The organism is Desulfobacterales bacterium (genome assembly GCA_034003325.1).
GTDB lineage: Bacteria > Desulfobacterota > Desulfobacteria > Desulfobacterales > JAFDDL01 > JAVEYW01.
The window spans coordinates 273,683-294,162 of sequence record JAVEYW010000005.1; the positions used below are offsets into that span (position 1 = coordinate 273,683).

Genomic DNA, 20,480 nt, shown 5'->3' on the forward strand with positions numbered 1-20,480 from the left:
CGTACCATGAGAAATGCCGTGGTGGTAAGGATGAATTGCCACGGCATGGCAATTGCCGCTCAATTGAATGCATATCCATGTCTTGCTGTTATTTTAGCTGCTTGTACAGGCTTCGGCACGAAAAGTCAATGTTTTAGGTTTACTATTTCGATGGCAAGCCCACCGGTTTTCCATTAGGGGTTTCATTCATTGCATTCATCAAGTTCTCCTTGATCTGGAATTATGAGTCCTATAGAGTCAAACACGAGAGTCAAACACGGTAATTGAGACACTCGAATTTAAATATGGTTTCTGCCGAGTCGCATAAATGGCATCTTTCATTTTTTTGTTCACGCTGATGGTGACGGCTTATCTTCTTGGCGCCATCCCCTGGGGGCTGATATTGACCCGCCGGGTAACCGGCCGGGACCTTCGCGACAAGGGAAGCGGGAATATCGGCGCGACCAATGTGGCCCGAGTGGTGGGCAACACTTTGGGCGCGCTAACCCTTTTTCTGGATATGCTCAAAGGCGGACTGCCGGTTTATCTGGCAGGGGTATTATCGCCTTATGTCGATTTACTTCAGGGGGAAATCGTTGTGTCCCTGGTAGGTCTATGCGCTATTCTCGGGCATTTGTATCCGGTCTATTTGGGATTTAAAACCGGCGGAAAGGGGGTCGCCACCACTGCTGGTTGTTTCCTGATGATTTCACCGGAGGCTTGTGCCGCTGCTTGTCTTGTTTTTTGCCTTGTTTTTGCGGGATTTCGGCGCGTTTCAGCGGCCTCCCTGGGCGCGACCGCGTCGCTTCCCGTATTTATCGCCATTTGGGGGAATTCGGTTTTTTTCACCGTAACCGCTGTTCTATCGGCCATCCTTATTTTTATTCGTCACACGGGGAATATCAAACGGCTCCTGAACGGCACGGAACCCGTTTTTGAAAAACGGCCCAGAAGGTGACGGATTCATGCGGATAATGCCAATAAGAACGCGATCAATCCGGCCAGAACAAAATGGCTTTCCACCAAAAATTCAAGCCGGACGCCTGGCAGCATGCTCCCATTCTGATGCGCTGTTACCACAATGAAGAGAAACACCGGACAGACCGCCAAGGCAAAACCCAACGGCGCCACCAGGTTGAGAGCGGCTGAAATCTGAAGCATCAGGAATAGCGCGATGAGGAATATTTTCAGCAGACGCCTCGCCCGTTTTTCTCCCATGAGAACGGGAATGGTTTCTTTTCCCACGATGCGATCACTTTGCATGTCCAACATGTCAAAAAACGCGCTTCGCACGAACACCATGCCGGCGGCCCAGATAAAAACGAGAATGGCCTGAAGGCGCAACGCGCCGGTCTCCGCGATGGCGGGGAACAGTGCGACGACTACTCCCCACGCCATTGCGATCAGAACGGTTTTGGAGCCGGGAATATCCCGAATGCTTCGATATTTTTTCAGAAAGGGTTTGGGCACGATTCGGGTGTTGTACAAAAGGCCCGTAATGCTCATAGCCAATAGGATCAGAAATGGAAGCCATCCGACACTCTGCGCCGTTAAGAGCCCCATGGCGCCGGCAGCTGTAGCCAAAATCTCGAGCCGCCGCTTGTGCGTGTTGTAAAATAACGCCCGTTCGGGGTCTTTATACCGGTCTATTTTTCTGCCGGTCAGGTTATTCAGCAAATGCATCGACAATACATACAGCATGGCAATCAGCACATAGGGAGACTGCTTTTCAATGCCCTGAAGCCGATTGCAGGCGTAACAGAGGCAGCCGGCCCCTACGGACACGTAGATCGTCGTCAGCAGCAAGGATCGCTGTAGCATGAACAGCAGATTGCTGAAGACGAGGCGGTGCTTTCCCGTCCGGGGAAGTGTTTCCAGTGCGCGGAAAACCCCTTTCGTGATCCAGTTCGGGGTGGAAGCGCCTGCCGTAATTGCGATGGATTCAGCGGAACAAAGCGCTTTTTTGTCCAAATCCGCCGCTGTTTCCACATGATAGGCCGGCCGGCCGGTTTGTCGGGCCAGTTCCAGCAGGCGTTTGGTGTTACCACTGTCGCGCCCTCCGACGACCACGATCGCATCGGCGGTTTCGGCCAGGGTGCTGATTTCATCCTGACGCTTTTGCGTGGAGTCGCAGATGGTATCAAATACCTTGTAATGAGGGTGCGTTTCCGCGGCCCATTGTTTTACCGACTGAAACAATGCGGTGCTTTGAGTGGTTTGGGCGACAATGATGGCGGTATCGAAAGAGGGTAGGGCGCTAAGTGCCGCCATCGTACCGGCGACATACCCCTGTTTCCCGGCATATCCCAACAAACCAACCACTTCCGGATGATCCTGATCCCCGATGATAATGGTGGCATACCCCAGATTCGCATATTTCTTGATAATTGCCTGGACCTTAATGACGCGCGGGCAAGTGGCGTTGATGATGTGAAATCCGGCATTCCGAAGGGCTCTCTTTGCCTCCGGCGGCACACCGTGAGCGCGGACAATCACGGTGCCGGATCCTTTTTCGGGGATGGTGTTAAGAATGCTCACCCCTTTTTCAGCCAGGAGATCAAGCACCTGCGGGTTATGAATGAGCGGGCCGTACGTGTATATGGGGCCGCTTTGCTTGTTGGCCGCATCCAGGGCGAGATCCACCGCCCGCCGAACGCCCATGCAAAACCCGGCAGTTTTGGCAATGATAATGTTCAACCCGCAACGCTCCGGATCAGTTTTCTTTTTCCAGGAAAATCTTATGATCGATCAGCGACAGGGAATGGATCTTGGCCTTGAGAATTTTCTGGTCTCCGAAAATGCTGGTCAGGCGCAGGCCGTCGGCCTCCGGCATGACCGTATCGACGGCTTCCATAACCAACTCCTGGTTGGATTCGGTGATAAGATACGCATTGGCTTCACACATGAGGTCACCTCTTTTATATTTTTTTTAAACCCAAACCGGCAAAGCCGAAAGCCGGGCGGCTGGGCTGCCTGGCGGCCGACGACCTTCTCCGGTTATCCACGCTTTTTTAAGCATGTTTCTGATAAAGACCCCCAGCCGCTTAGTGACACTGACGACAATACCGGCTCAGGGTAAATGTTTTTGTATTAGCGCATCAATCAGGTGCGGCAAGGGCATGGATTGGACCCCCACAACTTCCACGTTTTCCTGGGTCAGGGGAATCAATATTTTTTTCGCCGGACTTAAGGCCACCGCTTCAGCCATTTTAGGGGTTACCTCTCCCATCATGGCATGGGGGAGTGCGATTCCGATGGTGCCGATCAGATAATCCGCGTGCCGGGTGGTTTGCTTGATCGCGTTTTCTCCGGAAGCGCCTTTATTGGCGCCGGCCTTGAGCATTTGTGCTGTGGCGATGGCATTGGTTCCCAGCGCGAGGATTTCCGTACCCTCGCCATAGCGCTCCCTGAGATGTCGAATAATGGCGCTGCCAATGCCGCCGCCCTGGCCGTCCATGACAATAATACGATTCATTATATCCTATAGTTTCTTTATTTTTTGCAAGTTTTTGCGCTCTTTTTTCGGCAGCCGCCGGCTGGGTCCCTTTTTCTGTGTGGAGGGTACCCAGCCGACGGACTCTACCCCTTCGGTTGATTCCCCATTAAAAAAAACAGCCTCGGCCATGATCATTTCAAATTCCGGTGAGCTGATGGTTGCAGCGCCGCTTGCAGCGGCATGATGCACAATTTCCCGATCCGAGCTGACCACTAGAACCTGTTCTTTTTTCATCGCGGCCAATCTGAGAATGACCGTATCAGCAGTTTCACCTTGATGGGAATAGGTGATGTGAATACCCTGCACCTTGTCCCGGTGATACGCAAATTCCGGTGCGCCGGTGCCGTCGAAGACCACAGTGATCCGGTGCGCCGCTTTTTTTTTATAGGCGGATAACATCTCTACCAGCGCTTCGCGCCCCAGTTGAATATCCTGTCGATCATATTTGCCGAATCGAGAAGATTGCCGAATCAGATTATATCCATCTATGATGATATGCACGGGTATACTGCTATATTATGAATTAAATCCGCTGCAGAATCTCCAACAACCGGGTCAGGTCCTCATCACTGAAAAAATCGATCGCCACCTTCCCCTTTTTCCCTTTTCGCTGAATGGTTACCCGCGTGCCAAATCGGCGGGAAAGTGTTTCGGCGAGGGCTGCCAGATGAATCTCCGTTGAGGTTTCAGGAAACGCGTCCGGTGGCTTGAGCTCTTTTTTCAGCCGTCGAACCAGGGCTTCTGTCTGTCTGACCGAAAGCCCCTTGGTTATAACGGTGCGCCATGCCGCCAGTTGCCGGGCCGGTGATTCCGCGCCAAGCAGCGCCCGGGCATGGCCCATGCTGAGTTTATTCTCGAGAATGCTTTGCTTAATCTGGTCTGGCAATTGGCGAAGCCGCAAGGAATTGGCAACGGCCGGCCGGCTTTTCCCCACCCGCTTGGCCGCTTCTTCCTGCGTCAGTCCGAATTCACTCATCAGCAGGTGATAGGCTTCGGCTTCATCCAGGGGATTGAGATCCTCCCGCTGAATGTTTTCGATGATGGATAATTCCAGAAGCTCTTCATCCGAGATGTCCTTGACGAGAACGGGCACCTGTTTCAGGTTTGCCATTTTAGAGGCCCGCAGTCGGCGCTCGCCGGCGATCAGTTCGTAGCCGATGCCATCCCGTCTCACCAGCAGGGGCTGCAGAACACCCTGCTCGCGGATCGATTCGCAAAGTTGTGCCAGCTCTGCTTCATCAAACCGGCGGCGCGGCTGATAGCGGTTAGGACGAATCAGACTGATATCACTCAGTAGATAGGCACCTTCAGTAGCGTTTTCACCCGAAGATGCCAGGGGTATCAGGGACTCAAGCCCGCGGCCGAGCGCTGGTTTGCGTTTTTTTTTGGCGTCTTCGTCGCGCTGGTTGTCCGTAGTTACGCCCATTTAAAAAAACCTTTTATCAGAGGAACGTTCAATAATTAGAGGACTGTCAGATTCGTTCTAATATTTCCTCGGCCAGGGACTGATAGCTTTTGGCGCCGACAGAAGAGGCGTCATACAGTATAATCGGTTTGCCGAAGCTGGGCGCCTCACCCAGTCGGACATTTCTCGGCACCACCGTTTTAAACACCAGGTCCTTGAAATAAGCCTCTGCGTCCTCCGCCACTTGCTGAGACAGATTGGTGCGCTTATCATACATGGCCAGAAGGATGCCCGAAATCTTCAGGCCCGGATTGAGGCCGCTTTTTAGCCGCTTAACTGTATGGAGCAGTTGGCTGAGTCCCTCCAGGGCATAAAATTCGCATTGCAGCGGAATCAGCAGGTAATCAGCGGCGGTCATGGCATTAATGGTCAACAAGCTTAAGGACGGCGGGCAATCGAGAACAATATAGTCAAAGGTGTCTTGGACCGTTAGCAGAAGCCGTTTCAGCGCTTGTTCCCGATCGGTTTCATCCATCATTTCCACCTCAAAACCGATCAGCTCCACGCGAGAAGGTATCAGTTTGAGGGTGTCAATTTCCGTATCGACGATGAGTTCCTCGGCACTGGCACGTCCGATCATACCGTGATACAAGGATTTTTCGATGTTGCCTTTATTAATTCCCAGCCCGGTGGTGGCGTTGGCCTGAGGGTCGCAATCCACCAATAGCGTTCGTTTGTTGGACAGCGCCAGCGCTGCGGATAGATTGATGGCCGTGGTGGTTTTCCCCACGCCGCCCTTTTGATTTGCGATACAGTATGTTTGCGCCATAGCCCGGAACTTCTACCATAAAAAATGTTGTTTGAAAAGGTTTTAAGATTATGTCAAATATATCAAAAGTGTTGTGGTTGATTGTTTTTTTGTAACGAAACAAGATGCCGGACAACGATTTAACAAAGGGCGACGAGCCCTTTGTTCGGCACCTTGGCGACAAGCAAGGTGCTTTTCCACTCAGTGGGGTGTTTTTATGCTTTTTAATAAAAAAACAATAGGTTGTCATTTTGTATGCCTGGCGGTTTTCTTGATGGCGGTCGTTTCTAGTCCATTGGCCATGACAGTTCAAGAGGAGGAGGAGCTGTCAAAAGAATTCCTGAAGGTAGTGCAAACGCATTTTGAGGTAATTCAAGACCCCCTCATCGTCAACTATGTGAACCGAATCGGAAATCGGGTGATAGCCGGATTTTTACCGCAGCCGTTTCAATATCATTTTAATGTGATAAAACAAGAAGTATATAACGCCTTTGCCGGGCCGGGGGGTTATGTTTACATCAACAGCGGTCTTCTCGCCGCCATGGACGAAGAGGAAGAGCTCGCCGGAATCCTCGCGCATGAAATATCTCATGTGTCCTGCCGTCATATATCGGAGAAAATCGCACGCTCCGGAAAAATACAAATGGCAACCCTGGCCGGTATGGTGGCCGGTATTTTCCTGGGCGCCACGGGCGGCGGCGATGCGGCCAGCGCCTTGACTATCGGGTCGATGGCGGCCGGACAATCGGTTATTCTTGCCTATAGCCGAGAGGATGAGCGGGAGGCCGATAAAGTGGGGTTGCGAAATCTCTATGCGGCCGGCTACACGGGAGACGGCTTGCTGACCGTTATGAAGAAAATTCGCGCCAAACAATGGTACACCTCTGATGACGTCCCCTCCTACATCACCACTCACCCCGGCTCTGAAGAGCGGATCGCGTACATCGGCAATTGGATCGCCTCGAATCCCCCGCCGAATTTCACGGTTTCCCCGGATGATGATTTTGAGTTCAATCGAATCAAGACTCGCCTCATTGCGTTGTACGATGACAAGCGAGCGGTGATAAATCAGTACGAAAAGGAGGTGAGGGACAAGCCGAACAATTTTTTTGCCCATTACGGGTATGGTCTGGCACTAATGCGGACGGGACATTATCAGCAATCGGTTGATGAATTAAAAAAAGCCATGGAGCAGCGTGCTTTTGATCCCTATCTGCCGACGGATATGGCGCAGGCTTATTTTCTGGGTGGCCGGTATGAGGCCGCGCTGAAATTATTGACCGACACCGTGCCCGGAAAGTTAGATACGAGTCGTCTTTTTTATTTGGGTCGGGTTCAGATGGAAACGGGGCGCTTCGAGGCCGCGAAAAATACGTTTTTGCAACTAAGGGCTATGGACCCGAACTATCCGGCCGCGCTGTATTATCTGGGGGAAACCTACGGCAAGATGGAGATTATGGATGAAGCGCATTTTTATCTGGGCATGTATTACAAGGAAAAAGCGGATGTGATGAAGGCCGTGTTTCATTTGGAGCGGGCACTGACAAAGGCGACTAGTGAGGACCATAAGTCGAAAATCGAAGCCGAGCTCAAATTGCTGTCAAAACGGTATAAAAAGGAAATAGAAGAAAAAGAGAGAGAAAAAATAGAAAAGGTGGAACGGGAAAGACAGGAGCAGGAAAGAGAGCAACGGGAGCGGGACTGGTATCTGGAACGAGAAAGAAGGCGCCGTGAGTAGGGCGAGTACGGCGCCTATATTCGGTCAAAATGTGAAAACTGCATCGTAAAAGTGCCCCGGCCCTGTGTGGCGGATCGCAGAATGGTGGAATAGCCGAACATTTTGGCAAGCGGCACCACGGCCTTGATGATCTGTACACCCGATTTTGCCGAGATTGATTCGATTTTCCCGCTTCTGGAATTCAGATCGCCGATGACCTCTCCCATAAACGTCTCCGGAACAAAAACTTCCACCGACATGATCGGATCCAACAGAAACGGCTCGCCGTCGGTTAGTGCCTGCCGGCAGGCCATCGAGGCGCTGACCCGGTAGGCAAGCTCGGTTGAGATGCCGTCTTTAAAGCTTGCCCCGCTTAAAACCGCTTCGACATCCACGACCGGATAGCCCATGAGCGTGCCGCTTTCCAGGGATTCCATGACGCCTTTTTCAATCGCCGGCATAAAGATTTCCGGAATAACGCCCGGCGCGATTGTTGATCGAAAACTGTTTCCGGCGCCCCGTTTTAAGGGGCGAAGCGTAATCGTAACCTCGGCAAAATGTGCCTGCCCCGCGACTTCCTTATTGAAAACGGCCGTGCCGGTGCCTTCCCGCGAAAGGGCTTCCCGGTAAACCACCTGGGGTTTTCCCACATTGACATGGGTGCTAAATTCCCGCTCCATTCGGCTGACGATGATTTCCAGATGCAGCTCACCCATTCCCGAGAGAATGGTCTGCCCGGTATCGTCATCGGTTCGCACCCTCAATGTCGGGTCTTCCACCAGAAATTTTTCCAGCACCTCCGCCATTTTTTCCTGATCCGAATGGGTTTTGGGCTCAATGGCGACCGAGATCACCGGTTCGTAAAAATCCATTCTTTCCAGAACCACGGGATGTGTTGCCTGGCAGAGCGTGTCGCCGGTAGCGGAGGCCTTAAGCCCCATGACGCCGACAATACTGCCGGGTCCCACTTCCTCAACCCGCTCGCGCTTATTGGCGTGCATCAAGAGTATACGGGAGAGTTTTTCCTTTTTCTGAAGCAGCGGGTTATAAACATCCTCGCCGGTTTTCAGGGTGCCGCTGTAGATCCGCACAAAGGATAACCTGCGGCCCTCAATCATGGAAACTTTAAAAATGAGCGCAGCCAGTGGGGCTTTTTCTTTTGGCGGGCATTCCACGCTTTCGCCGGATACCGGATGGGTGCCGACCATCGGCGGCAGGTCTGCCGGACTGGGTAAATATTGAAGGACGGCATCGAGAAGAGGTTGAATCCCTTTGTTTTTCAATGCACTGCCGCAAAGCACCGGTACCAGCTTCAATTCAATCGTGGCTTTTCGAATGGCTGCTTTCAGTGCATCGATGGACAGCGGGGTTTCCGATAGATAGGCTTCCATAATCCCGTCATCGGCCTCTGCCAGTGTTTCAATCAGTTTTTCCCGGTATTCGGTTGCAATTTCGAGCAGTTCCGGTTCGATATCCACCGACGAATAGGCCGCGCCCAGTGAGTCGTCATCCCAGACGATCTGTTTCATCTCCAGCAGATCGATGACTCCCTTGAATTTTTCTTCAGCACCGACCGGCAATTGAAGCATCAGGGGCGTGGCATGCAGGCGCTCCACCATCATTGCAACGGTACCAAAAAAATCGGCGCCCACACGGTCCAGCTTGTTGATAAACGCCATTTTCGGAACCAGGTATCGATCCGCCTGACGCCAGACGGTTTCGGACTGGGGCTCCACGCCCCCCACGGCACAAAAAACACCCACGGCGCCGTCAAGTACCCGCAAAGAGCGCTCCACTTCGATGGTAAAATCCACATGGCCCGGCGTGTCGATGATTTGAATGTTTTTGTTGCGCCACAGGCAGGTGGTGACAGCAGAGGTAATGGTAATGCCGCGTTCCTGCTCATCCACCATCCAGTCCATCACGGCTTCACCGTCATGCACTTCTCCGAGTTTGTGAGAGCGACCCGTATAATAAAGGATTCTCTCGGTAACGGTGGTCTTGCCGGCATCGATATGAGCGATGATGCCTATATTTCGAATGTCGAAAATTTTAGATTTGGTTTTCATCGTATAATCAGCATATCCGCGTTAAATGGAAACCGCCGGTCCACATGACCTGCCAGGGTAAGGGCGTCCCGACCGTCAATGAGTATTTTGACCGCCTGAATCTTCATTCAACTATATTAATCCGGCTGCTTTCAGTTGTTTTTATTCTGAATTCTGGATTCTGTCTCCTGGCTACTGAGCAGTTACAAAGATTCTTACTTAAGCCAAACCTTACGGCATGTCAAGGAAGCGATCACGGGATTTCAAGGCAATTACGGCCGCACCGACTCAGTTGTGGGCTCGGTTTTGGGCTTGTGTTTTATGCTTTTTTGGCCTTAGAATTAAAAAATGATCCTATACGGTAGCCGCTTCTTGCGCCAGAAGACGCTCAACGCATGAATGAACCCTGACACGCAGAATAACTAAAAATGGAAATAAGGCTTGATCTATACAAACATTGCATTCAAACATCGCTCAAGCGGCTTCAGGAGCAGACGCTTTCCAATTATTTTGCCAACCGGATAGATGAAATCACCCTTGAGCAGACCTTGTCCTTTGTGCAGTGTGCCCTGAACAATCTCGATTTTCCGAGATTACGCAGTCAATATCCGGATCTTGCCGGGGGTACCCACGCCAAGGTCGTGCTTTCAATGGACGAGGCGGGCCAACTGACTCTGACAATTAACGGAAACCCCATTGCGCCATAATGCCTCAGGCTGAAGCGTAATCAATCTGCAGCGAAAAACCCCTTGATCCTTAGGCCCTTTCCAGAAACATGCACGAAAAAAAAAGAACAGCCAGGGTTGTCATACGGAAAATCCGCATTATTGTATCTGCACACCCTGATGAATTGCGGCGGGGTGTTTTTTTTTGTATTATCGAAGCACGTTTTAAAACTACTCAGGAGACAACAAAATGACAGAGGTTTCAAAAATCACACTATACAGTGGCGGTCACAAAGGGGCGGAAGCGGAATTCGGCAAACTTGCCGAGGCTTGGCATATGAATGAAGTGAATATCTCATTTGAAGGGCACAGTCCTGAACGCACCCGGGGCATTCGAGTTCTGAGCCGGGAGGAGCTGCAAAAGGGCGATGTCAGCATGGAAATTGTATCCACACGGATGAAACGCACCTATTCTCAGACGGATAAGATTCGCAAGGTCATTCAGTCCATTTTTCATATGGTCAATAGCGGCTACCATGTGCTGGCGGTAGGCTGGATACAGGCGGATAACACCGTTAAGGGGGGGACCGGCTGGGGCGTTGAGCTGGCCAAATTATTTAACCGGCCGCTGAACGTTTATGATCAGGAGCGTAAGGGGTGGTTTTCCTGGGAGGGCAGCCGCTGGATTGAGAGTGAACCGGTGATCACCTCGGATACGTTTGTCGGCACCGGCACCCGTAATCTCACCGATGATGGCCGGCAGGCGCTTTACGATCTTTTCACGCGTTCCTTTGGTTCTGTGGAACAACAATAGGACCGACTTCACCGCGTTTCGCCTCTGCATTGTCGGTGGCGGGCCGCGGGTGAAAAACGCATCTGATCACCTTACAGGTTTTTGATTCGCCTGTTTTGGATGCTGCCAAGCCTTTGTTTTAAAATCAAATCCTTTTTTGGTCAGCAGGAGAATGCAGGTGTCCACTACCCGGGCATCGTACAGGATGCCCTTTTGCTTACGCAACTCGCGTATGGCTGCCTTCATTCCCAGGGCTAACTCGCGGTAGGGGCGGAAAAAGGTTATGGATTCAACCACATCGGCTACTGCCAGAATGCGCGCCTCCAAAAGAATTTGATCACCCTTGAGCCCTCGCGGATAGCCGCTGCCGTCGAGGCGCTCATGATGCTGATAAATGGTCTCGGCCAGTGGCCATGGGAACTCAATGCCTTCTAAGATATCAAAGGCCGTTTGCGGGTGCATGCGGATAAGGCCTATCTCGTGTTCGGACATCGGGCCGGGCTTGTTCAGAATGGAGGCCGGTACATTGATCTTGCCCAGATCATGAATAGCCGCCGCCATGCGTAACCCCTGAATGCGCTCCCAGGAAAACCCCATTTCAGTGGCGATTGCCCGGCAGAGTTTGGCTACCCGACGTTGGTGACCGGCCGTGTATGGGTCGCGTTTTTCAATGGTCATGCTCATGGCCTGAATGATGGCGCCCATGATCTTGCGCATCCGATCCTGGCTATTGCGCAATTCGGACTGAATTTTATGAAGGACTCGGGCATCCATGATTCTTTCAAGCATACCGGTAAATTTTCCCCGGGTATCGAATATGGCGGTGGCGGTAATTATTCGGGAAGCGTCATCGGTCGGTTTGCAGTGGGTCTGCCCGTCGAAAAGCAGCGGCTTGTCTTGTGCTTGCACGCAAATCAAAGGGCAAGCGGGTGTGCCGCAAAACGCGCTGCTAAAAATCTCGTGACACTTCCGACCGACCGGCTCTTGAGCCGCTTTGCCGATCAATTGTTTGAAAGCTGGGTTAACGAATTGAACGGTGAAATTTTGATCAGTGATCATTAACCCGTCTGAAAAATTCGTAAAAACCTGTTCCCAATCTATTTGAAAGGTCATTTTCAGTCCGATGGTTGAAAGTTGGAATTCGATAAGGGCCGACTTGATAACCCAACCGGTGCTGCGTCCTGTTCGATGCCGTTCCGGCCACGAATGTAAAAGGGCGAGGGGGTCAGCGCGCATATTATTTACTAAAATATTTTTTCTTTTTGGATACTATATTTCATCGTAACCGGAACTTGGCCGGTCAGCGGGATGTGTTACAACGCCCCCTCTCACCATATTGAAATCAATGGATACAGCACACTGCAATAAACGATTACCATCCTCAACTGATGGCTATTTTTAGCCAACCCGAGCCAAAATTCCCTCTTGTGGCAATGGTGGAGGATATGCCATATCTGCCCTGGTATATCGTGTTGTTTTACTTTTACCATGATTGTGATGCCGTTTGCGAGCTTCAAAAGCGCAATAACGCACCTATATGATGGGTTGTTTTATGCTTATCCCCTATAATTATATTCAGTTAGCTTGGTCAGACCCGATGCCGCGATATGATGCTATTCTGGTGTGACACTGTTTTAGCTGACAAATATAACCTATTTAGGACGCCGGCTGCATGAAGCGGCCAAGACTGATACAGGAATAACGAATGGACCTCATAACCAAGAAAATAACGCACTGGATAGACGAAGGAAAAGATCCGAGAATCGCTCACTGGCAGGGTGGGCTGGAGCGCTTGCAGGAGGTTGTTTCGCCCTACATGAAACCCGGCAACCTGGTGCCGGTTCAGCCTCTGAATGCGGAGGATGTGACCGTCTTTAATGCCGCCCTGGCGGCGGTGGATTTGAGCCCCACCCTCACCGCGGCCTTTATTCCCCCCGCTATTGCCGGGCAAATTGTGCCCCCTGAAACCATTGCTGAGTTGCAGCGAATTGAACGGGGGAAACCCGCCTATAAAATTCTGATTGTTCGGCCCGGTGCGGAAGAGAGAATGGTATGCATTGAACTGTCCGAGCATGCCGAAAAACCCGGCCTGGATATTTTCGAGGCGGGCGTTTTATTGGGATCCTATGATTTTACCACGCAACAGGACTGCTTGGACAATTTAACGAAAACGCTGCGGGTGCATATCTGGAAAAAGGGTAAATGGAGTTTGAGCGAGCACAAGGCCTATACGGTCAACTGGTTCGGAAAAATCCTATATTTTGGCGAGAGCGCCGGGGTTTGTGTTGATAAAAACGTTTCCTTCCTGCACAGCCCCACTCTGATTAAAGGGACCCGCGTCGAGGCGATTTTTACGCTGATTACCGAGACCTTCCTGAATCGCTGCAGCGACCCGGATGAGCCGTTTAAACAAGCGCTCCTCTTTATTCAATCCACCCCGGACATGGATCTTCAGACAAAAAAAGCAACAGAATTTATAGAAGAAAATCTCATTGAATATCTTAACCTGCTGCGGACGGAAGCGCTGGTAAAATTTGACGAATTTTCAGAGAAGGAAAGTGAACAGTTTAAAACCGAATTTTCCAGGGCGACTCGCCGGTTGGTCCAGAAGGTGATGGATACGGATCTAACACATTGATTATTAAACAAAGCCTTTGTGGCCCGGGGGAAAACAGAAAAACGATTGAACAGAGTCTTGCTTTTGCTGATTCTCTGGACTTGAAGACAATAAAAATTACCATGGGCATACGACGTTATCCGAATACAGATCTTGCATGCACCACGATTAAAGAGGGCGATATCACGCCGAATGATTCCCTTCTTATTCCAAAAGGCTCTATGGCGCCGGGCCAGGACGAATGGCTGCGAAGTACTGTGAGCGCCTGGCAGGATGAACGACCGAACTGGATTTTATAGTAGCATATTGAAAAACCTGTAAAAGTTGCGCTGAGATCTGAAAAGACAGGATTTGACAGGGAATGAACCGGTTGGATGGGGGCTGATCGGAAAAAAGATGCGCGTGGGAAGACCAAGGGGAGGAATGTTGAATGATGAAAGATGTGTTGGGCCTGATCATGGGGGGAGGACAGGGGGCACGGCTTTATCCCCTGACGAAACTGCGGGCAAAACCGGCGGTTCCGTTGGCTGGGAAATATCGCCTGATCGATATTCCCATCAGCAATTGTCTTCATGCCGGAATTGACAAGATCGCCATTTTGACCCAGTTCAATTCGGTGTCCCTTCACCGGCACATTCAGCGGGTCTACGCCAGGGACATGTTCTCGGACGGCTGGGTTCAGATTCTGGCCGCCGAGCAGACCCCCGACAGCACCAACTGGTACCAGGGAACCGCCGATGCGGTGAGACAACAACTGTTCCAGATAAAGCAGGTTCAGGCCCGATATGTTTTGATACTGGCCGGAGATCATCTTTACGATATGGATTACCGTGATTTTATCCGGTACCATATCGATACCCGGGCCGATATTACCATGGCGGTGCAACCGGTGGGAGCCGACATGGCGCCGGCCTTAGGGATTCTTAAACGAAGTGCGGAGGGGCGGATTCTGGATTTCGTTGAAAAACCGGCGACGGAAAAACTGCCGAATCTTGAGAGCCTTCCGGGGACCGACGCGCCCTATCTGGCTTCCATGGGGATTTACGTCTTTCCAACGGATCTCTTGCTTGAGGTCCTGAAAAGAGAAGGGGATGATTTCGGAAAGCATATCATTCCCGGTGCGATTTCCGACTACCGGGTGATGGGGTATGTATATGACGGCTACTGGGCGGATATCGGAACCATCCGCCGATTTTATGAAGTGAATCTGGAAATGGCATCGCCGGAGCGGCCCTTTGATTTATACAGCCCGGGACGACCGATTTACACCCGCGCACGGTTTCTTCCGCCATCCAGAGTGCACGGCACCGTGCTGAAGCATGTGCTTCTGGCAGACGGATGCCGGATTTCCGCGGCGGAAATTACCCATTCGGTGGTGGGGCTGCGTTCTATTATCGACGAAAAGGCCGTTATCCGTTCTTCCGTGATCATGGGGGCGGATTTTTATGAAACCGTAACGGATATTGAAGAGAACAAGCGGCTTGGACGACCCCGCATCGGCATCGGGCGCGGTACGCATATCGAAGCCGCCATCATCGACAAAAACGCCCGCATCGGGCGCAATGTGCGCATTCGGTATCTGAATGATCGACCCGATGCGGAAACGGACAACTGGGTCGTCCGGGACGGACTCGTGATTATTCCCAAAAATGCGGTGATTGCGGACGATACGGTCATATGAAAATTCTATTTGTTTCTCCTGAGATTGCGCCCTTTGCCAAAACCGGCGGACTTGCGGATGTGGCCCGGGCGCTTCCAAAGGCCATCCGGACCCTCGGGCATGACATTCGCAGCGTGATGCCCAAGTACCCGTCGGTTTCACGTTCCGGAGCCATTCTGCGCCCTGTTGCCTCGTTTTTCGTGCCGATGCACAACGGGCGCCAAAAGGCCGTCGTGCATCGGGCCGAAAACGATGGTGTGCCTATTTATTTTGTGGAGAACGAGGCGTATTTCAATCGGGATGGCCATTACGGAATCGGCAACTGGGACTATCCGGACAATCTGGAGCGTTTTGTCTTTTTCTGCAAGGCCGCTTTGGCGTATTGTCAGGCCGATGGCTTTTCTCCCGACATCATTCATTGCAACGATTGGCAAACCGCATCGCTGCCCGCTATTCTAAAATTGCGCTACCGGAAGAATGCCGGGACGCCGGTTTTTTCGAACGCGCCCGCCACGATATTTTCGATACACAACAGCGCCTATCAGGGACTTTTCCCCGCGTCCCAGTGGCCCGTACTGACCCTTCCGGATTCGTATTATACCTACGATTTTGAGTACTACGGCCAGATCAACCTGATGAAAAGCGCTGTCATTCATGCGGATATTCTCCATACGGTCAGTGAAACCTATGCCCGGGAGATTCAGACAACGGAGTTCGGCTTTGGTCTGCAGGGGGTTTTTCAGCAACGAAGCGACGATTTTTACGGCATTTTGAACGGCGTGGATTACGATGAATGGAACCCCGCCATCGATCCCCATACTTACGGCATACAGTATTCACCCGATGACCTGTCGGGCAAGCAGGCAATCCGGTCCCGGCTGCGGGCCGAGTTTCATCTGCCGGATCGGGACGACTTTCCCCTGATCGGTATGACTTCAAGGCTGGTGGCCCAGAAGGGAATCGATCTGATAACGGCATGCGCGGAAGGGATTCTGCATCTGGGCGCCCAACTGATAATGCTGGGAGACGGGGAGCACCGGTACCGTGATTTTTTTGAGTGGCTTCTACGCAAATACCCTGACCAGGTAGGCGTGTATATCGGCTACAACAATGACTTGGCACATAAGATTATTGCCGGCGCCGACCTGTTTCTGATGCCGTCGCATTTTGAACCTTGCGGGCTGACCCAGATTTACAGCCTCAAGTACGGCACCCTGCCCGTTGTCCGCCTGACTGGTGGGCTTGCGGATACGATTCGGGACGGTGTCAACGGGTTTACTTTTTTTGATTATTCTCCTCATTTTTTCTACGAGGCAGTGAAGCGTGCCTGCACCGTTTTTCGCCACGGGAAGAATCAGTGGCGACGAATGATGGCCACTGCAATGAACGAGGATTTTTCTTGGCAGCGTTCGGCCGAAAAAATACTTGATATGTATCGGAAGGCGCTTCACCGTTAAAAAAGGGGCGGCAAACAAGCCTTCGGGTTTGCCGGGGGGCGTGACTTGCTTATGCGAGCCCTCAGGGCGCATACAGTTTTAGTTTGAAGTAGAAACCCCCGCCCTAAGGGTGGGGTGATGTGGACTGGCTGCGCCGGTCCCGCATGGGTATGGCCCAAAAGGCCGCTCACCGCTATCCTTACGTCGAGTTGTTGCCGCAACATCGAAACGCAAGGAGGAAGCAGTGAGCAGATTTCGTAAGTTATCACATACGATATGGCATTGTCAGTACCATGTTGTGTGGGTGCCAAAGTATCGGTTTCGGATCTTTACAGGTTCGGGGTTCTTAGCGCGCCGAGGGCCATAAAGCCCCAAGGCGCTCGTATTGATAGGCGATCTCTGTACTTTTTTCTTCGAGACATTTCATATTCAGGTATCGCCTGGTCCCCCATTTCGTAACGATAAGATGCCTCAGCCTTGCGGTCATGGATTGCCACCGGGAAATGCAATGGGGTAAGCCGTAATGACCGGCTCTTCGGAGCCGGTTTTTTGTTTGCCCAGCGAGTCGGGCAAACCCGGTCCGCTGAAAGAAGCGGACGCAGCTCCGGCCAAGGGGAAGGCAATCCGAATCGCAAGGGCGTTGCCGGCAACGGCAGGGTCTGAACGAAGCGATAGGAAGCTAGTGGTACACAGCGCAAGTGAACCTGATTTGGCGGTGCAGTGTCGGGCTGAATCACCGCCCGTGCTGTTTGTCCAATATTGGTTTCCAAGAATAACGGCTCTGAACTTGAATCCGATGCCGGCGAGCAGGTTGAATGCCGCCCGGCCGTCGGTGCCGGTGACCCGGTATAAGCCGAGGTATTCGTCCGTTTCCGAGAAAAGGTATACGTTGGCGTCTTCCAACGGACTGTTTCTGGTGGTGACAGTTACTTCTGTAGCGGCATGCCCGATGGTTATATCGGCGGTCATGACATCCGGCACGCTGACCGGATCACTCCAGAATTGATGCCCGAGATAATCGATTCGGAAGGTGTAGGTACCGTCGGCCAGGTCAAAAGCGGCCGTTCCATGAGCATCCGTGGTTTTGAAAAGACCGAGGTAGGTTCCGGCGGTCGAAAAGAGATAGACATTGATGCCCGGTTGCGGCAGACCGCCGCTGGTGACCGTGACGAGTGCGTCCGCCATGAAAATATGAACCGATGTATTCTTGCCGGTGAAGTCCCTCGACCAGTATGGGCGGTCAAGGTAGTCAATGCGAACCTTGAAGGCGACCTCAGGCAGGGAAAAGTTTGCCTGGCCGTTATCGTCCGTGACCGCGTATTTTCCGGTATAGGCACCTGCGGCCGTAAATACATATACTTTGATTCCGGAGAGTAGCGCGCCTCTGTCTGTGGCAACGTGAACCGTGATATCGGTGGTGCCGATAAGGCAGGTGTGCGTCGTGCCGGGGCTTTTATTTCCGGCGGCATCCACAGCCGTTGTTCTGAGGGTTGTTCCGGCATTGATGGGGATCGGTTCCGTATAAAGGGTCGAATCCACCGTGGGGTCGGTGTCGTCGGTTGTATAGTAGATGTTTGCGGTTTCATCCGTAGTGAGTGTTACCAGTTGCGCCTCGGCGTAGCTGCCTGCGGGCGGAGCCGCCGTCACCGTGGGCGATGTGCGGTATAGGGTGACTTGGCCTGCAGCGTAAACACTCGTCGTGCTTTTCAGGCTGGTGGGGGGGCGCATCGCGTGTTGCGGCATAAACAGCATCGTTCATCCGCGCACTTCTGGCAGGAAAAGCAATCTTTGCAGGGGTGTTTTTTTTGCTTTTCACTTTGCTCATCAGGGACATAAACCTGCCCCTTTAATCCCGGAATGGTTTTCCATGCCATGGGTCACCCCCTTATTTGTTTTTTGACGCCGAATGATCGATCTGTTCCAGAAGGTGACTGATTCTCGGGAACGCCTTCATGTCGGAAAGCCAGTGGCCGGCAATGGCATCAATGCCGGTGTGCGCGCCTAAAATCATGCCCACCACCAAGCCCCTGGCTGCTGAATCGCCGCCGGCCATCACATTTTCGATGAGTGCGTTTTTTAAGTCGTTCTCGTATTTATAGATCAGATGGATCACCCCTGGAAACGCCGCCTCTGTTTCGCATTGCTGCCCAAAGGCCGCGATGGCTTCGCGCGTGTCCCTATCAATGCTTTCTTTTCCCTGCCGGACCCATCGAATCATGTTTTTCTGGCCCGAGCACGAATCGATTGCCTCATCAATTGCCGCGGTTGGGGTCTGGCCGTTTAACACCCGAAAAGCGATGTCCGAAAAAAAGACGGCACTCTTAACCACATCTGGATGATTATGGGTCATGGCGGTTTGTGCGCGAACCGCCGGGAGAAAATTGCCTTTGGTGGTATGGCAATAATAGATGATCGGACTAATTCGGGCAGCCGCAGAGAGATCCGTGGAGTCTGATCCGCTGTCCCTGAAATTGCGACCGTTGCGGAAATTTTCCAGAGTGGTTTTGGTTGCACGGTCAAAATAGCCGTCATAGGTGCTGAAAAATTGTTGCCAGGTGTTGGCGAAATGTTCGGGATCAAAACCGTCGGCGGCCACGATATCCTCAAGCAGCAGCAGCATCTGATCACCATAATGGGTGAACTGCCCCTTATTTTTTGTGGGATGATAGGAACGTCCCAACGGTTTTTCATACCGGTCCAGCCTGCCGTATTTTTTTTCTATGACGTCGGCATTGTAGACCCAGTGGCCGCCAAGCGCCAGCGCATCAGCAGCAAAAGACGCGAACACCATTGCTCTTGCATTCATATCAGTCTCCTTGCATTTACCACTTACAGCGTATCATCTATCAGGAGCTATGCCCGCAACCCGCAGGGGCGAAAAATTTTTCGCCCCTGCTCAATGTCTGAATGATAATGCTTGTCCGGGTATTTTGCAATGCGGGGAGGCTGGCCGGATAAACCTTGCTCATGTCGTCATGCCCTGACAATGTGCGAATACGACATCGGCCGATTTTTTTATTTCAACGCAACCTCAATGCAAGCGCTTTGGGAAAACCGGCGGCTTTCATTTTATCGACCACCGCGTCGATGTCATAGGCGACCTGCCTGAGCACCACCCACTGGTTGTCGATATCATAAATGACGTATTTGGCGTCATGATTGCCGTCTCTGGGCTGGCCGACGCTGCCGACATTGATAACATACTGTTGATCGGCGGAAAGCCGGGTGATGCCTTCGGGTAACCGTTTTCGGGAAAGACTCGAGCCGTTATAAGCGATTAATTCGAGCAAATGCGTGTGACCGACAAAACAGACGCGCTGGGGCATTATTTCAAACGCACGGCAAATCGCATCATCGGAAACGGCAAACAGATAGGTTTTAACGGAATCCGGCGGAAAAGCGTGAACGAAGCGGAACCCGAAATCGAGCATCACCGGTTTGAGCCCGGAAATAAAAGAAAGGCTTTCCGCCGAAAGCATTTTAATGGCTTGTTTAAGCGATTCCCTGGCTGCTGGGTTAAACCATTTTAATTGTGAAGCATCGATTGCGCCCAACTCGTGGTTTCCCATGATGGTGGAAATACCCAGCGCCTGAATGGTCCGGACCACCTTGTCGGAATCCGGCCCATAACCGATCATATCGCCCAGACAGATAATGGCGTTCACTTCAGAGCGCGCGATATCCGCGAGCACGGCATGAAGCGCTTCGAGATTTCCGTGAACATCTGATATAACACCGATTCGCATGATGTGGGCCAAGTTGTCTGTTTTGACATTGGCTTTGCGTTTTGGATGGTTATGCGATAGATAAAGCGCTGCCAATTTCTTTGCTCTTATAAGCATTCGGCAGCAAAATC

19 protein-coding genes and 1 pseudogene are annotated in these 20,480 nt (G+C 51.9%); 9 read left to right on the forward strand and 11 right to left on the reverse strand.

The annotated features are described in order from the left end of the window. The first annotated feature begins 307 nt into the window (after positions 1-307). Positions 308-937, forward strand: a complete 630-nt coding sequence (gene plsY, locus RBT11_07495) for a glycerol-3-phosphate 1-O-acyltransferase PlsY (protein ID MDX9786603.1) — start codon at positions 308-310, stop codon at positions 935-937. Between the two features lie 5 nt (positions 938-942). Here plsY and ispH read toward each other — a convergent pair whose 3' ends face one another. The 6 genes from ispH to RBT11_07525 all read right to left on the reverse strand — a co-directional run bounded on the left by ispH (position 943) and on the right by RBT11_07525 (position 5,709). Further along, on the reverse strand, positions 943-2,676 hold the full coding sequence (gene ispH / locus RBT11_07500) for a 4-hydroxy-3-methylbut-2-enyl diphosphate reductase (protein ID MDX9786604.1): 1,734 nt from the start codon (positions 2,674-2,676) through the stop codon (positions 943-945). Between the two features lie 16 nt (positions 2,677-2,692). Continuing rightward, positions 2,693-2,884 (reverse strand): CooT family nickel-binding protein, encoded by a 192-nt coding sequence (locus tag RBT11_07505; protein ID MDX9786605.1) that lies wholly within the window; start codon positions 2,882-2,884, stop codon positions 2,693-2,695. A gap of 165 nt (positions 2,885-3,049) precedes the next feature. Next, positions 3,050-3,454 (reverse strand): DUF3842 family protein, encoded by a 405-nt coding sequence (locus RBT11_07510; GenBank protein ID MDX9786606.1) that lies wholly within the window; start codon positions 3,452-3,454, stop codon positions 3,050-3,052. Positions 3,455-3,460: 6 nt separating this feature from the next. Further along, complete coding sequence (locus RBT11_07515; protein ID MDX9786607.1) at positions 3,461-3,976, reverse strand: NYN domain-containing protein; 516 nt, start codon at positions 3,974-3,976, stop codon at positions 3,461-3,463. A gap of 22 nt (positions 3,977-3,998) precedes the next feature. Beyond that, positions 3,999-4,901 (reverse strand): ParB/RepB/Spo0J family partition protein, encoded by a 903-nt coding sequence (locus RBT11_07520; GenBank protein ID MDX9786608.1) that lies wholly within the window; start codon positions 4,899-4,901, stop codon positions 3,999-4,001. Between the two features lie 46 nt (positions 4,902-4,947). Beyond that, entirely contained in the window at positions 4,948-5,709 is a 762-nt protein-coding gene (locus RBT11_07525; GenBank protein MDX9786609.1) for an AAA family ATPase, read from the reverse strand. Between the two features lie 253 nt (positions 5,710-5,962). Here RBT11_07525 and RBT11_07530 point away from each other — a divergent pair, with 253 nt between their 5' ends. After that, on the forward strand, positions 5,963-7,426 hold the full coding sequence (locus tag RBT11_07530) for a M48 family metalloprotease (GenBank protein ID MDX9786610.1): 1,464 nt from the start codon (positions 5,963-5,965) through the stop codon (positions 7,424-7,426). Between the two features lie 14 nt (positions 7,427-7,440). Here RBT11_07530 and fusA read toward each other — a convergent pair whose 3' ends face one another. Further along, positions 7,441-9,474, reverse strand: coding sequence for an elongation factor G (gene fusA, locus RBT11_07535; GenBank protein MDX9786611.1), 2,034 nt, complete (start codon positions 9,472-9,474; stop codon positions 7,441-7,443). Positions 9,475-9,881: 407 nt separating this feature from the next. Here fusA and RBT11_07540 point away from each other — a divergent pair, with 407 nt between their 5' ends. Together RBT11_07540 and RBT11_07545 are read left to right on the forward strand one after the other, a co-directional pair. Next, entirely contained in the window at positions 9,882-10,160 is a 279-nt protein-coding gene (locus RBT11_07540) for a hypothetical protein (GenBank protein ID MDX9786612.1), read from the forward strand. Between the two features lie 208 nt (positions 10,161-10,368). Further along, on the forward strand, positions 10,369-10,932 hold the full coding sequence (locus RBT11_07545; GenBank protein ID MDX9786613.1) for a hypothetical protein: 564 nt from the start codon (positions 10,369-10,371) through the stop codon (positions 10,930-10,932). 66 nt (positions 10,933-10,998) lie between these two features. On the opposite strand, the gene RBT11_07550 is transcribed toward RBT11_07545, so the two are convergent. Next, complete coding sequence (locus RBT11_07550; GenBank protein ID MDX9786614.1) at positions 10,999-12,024, reverse strand: HD domain-containing phosphohydrolase; 1,026 nt, start codon at positions 12,022-12,024, stop codon at positions 10,999-11,001. 592 nt (positions 12,025-12,616) lie between these two features. Here RBT11_07550 and RBT11_07555 point away from each other — a divergent pair. The 5 genes and pseudogenes from RBT11_07555 to RBT11_07575 all read left to right on the forward strand — a co-directional run bounded on the left by RBT11_07555 (position 12,617) and on the right by RBT11_07575 (position 16,952). Beyond that, positions 12,617-13,549, forward strand: coding sequence for a hypothetical protein (locus tag RBT11_07555; GenBank protein ID MDX9786615.1), 933 nt, complete (start codon positions 12,617-12,619; stop codon positions 13,547-13,549). Beyond that, positions 13,546-13,827, forward strand: a complete 282-nt coding sequence (locus RBT11_07560) for a hypothetical protein (protein MDX9786616.1) — start codon at positions 13,546-13,548, stop codon at positions 13,825-13,827. The genes RBT11_07555 and RBT11_07560 overlap by 4 nt, the downstream gene beginning before the upstream one ends. Positions 13,828-13,958: 131 nt before the next feature. Beyond that, positions 13,959-15,209, forward strand: a complete 1,251-nt coding sequence (locus RBT11_07565; GenBank protein ID MDX9786617.1) for a glucose-1-phosphate adenylyltransferase — start codon at positions 13,959-13,961, stop codon at positions 15,207-15,209. Further along, entirely contained in the window at positions 15,206-16,645 is a 1,440-nt protein-coding gene (glgA, locus tag RBT11_07570; GenBank protein ID MDX9786618.1) for a glycogen synthase GlgA, read from the forward strand. The genes RBT11_07565 and glgA overlap by 4 nt, the downstream gene beginning before the upstream one ends. A 223-nt stretch (positions 16,646-16,868) precedes the next feature. After that, positions 16,869-16,952: pseudogene (locus RBT11_07575) on the forward strand (IS200/IS605 family transposase). 155 nt (positions 16,953-17,107) lie between these two features. Here RBT11_07575 and RBT11_07580 read toward each other — a convergent pair. The 3 genes from RBT11_07580 to RBT11_07590 all read right to left on the reverse strand — a co-directional run bounded on the left by RBT11_07580 (position 17,108) and on the right by RBT11_07590 (position 20,445). Continuing rightward, on the reverse strand, positions 17,108-18,376 hold the full coding sequence (locus RBT11_07580; protein MDX9786619.1) for a chitobiase/beta-hexosaminidase C-terminal domain-containing protein: 1,269 nt from the start codon (positions 18,374-18,376) through the stop codon (positions 17,108-17,110). A 133-nt stretch (positions 18,377-18,509) separates the two neighbouring features. Continuing rightward, on the reverse strand, positions 18,510-19,430 hold the full coding sequence (locus tag RBT11_07585; GenBank protein MDX9786620.1) for an ADP-ribosylglycohydrolase family protein: 921 nt from the start codon (positions 19,428-19,430) through the stop codon (positions 18,510-18,512). Positions 19,431-19,644: 214 nt separating this feature from the next. After that, positions 19,645-20,445 (reverse strand): metallophosphoesterase family protein, encoded by an 801-nt coding sequence (locus RBT11_07590; protein ID MDX9786621.1) that lies wholly within the window; start codon positions 20,443-20,445, stop codon positions 19,645-19,647. Positions 20,446-20,480 lie beyond the last annotated feature (35 nt).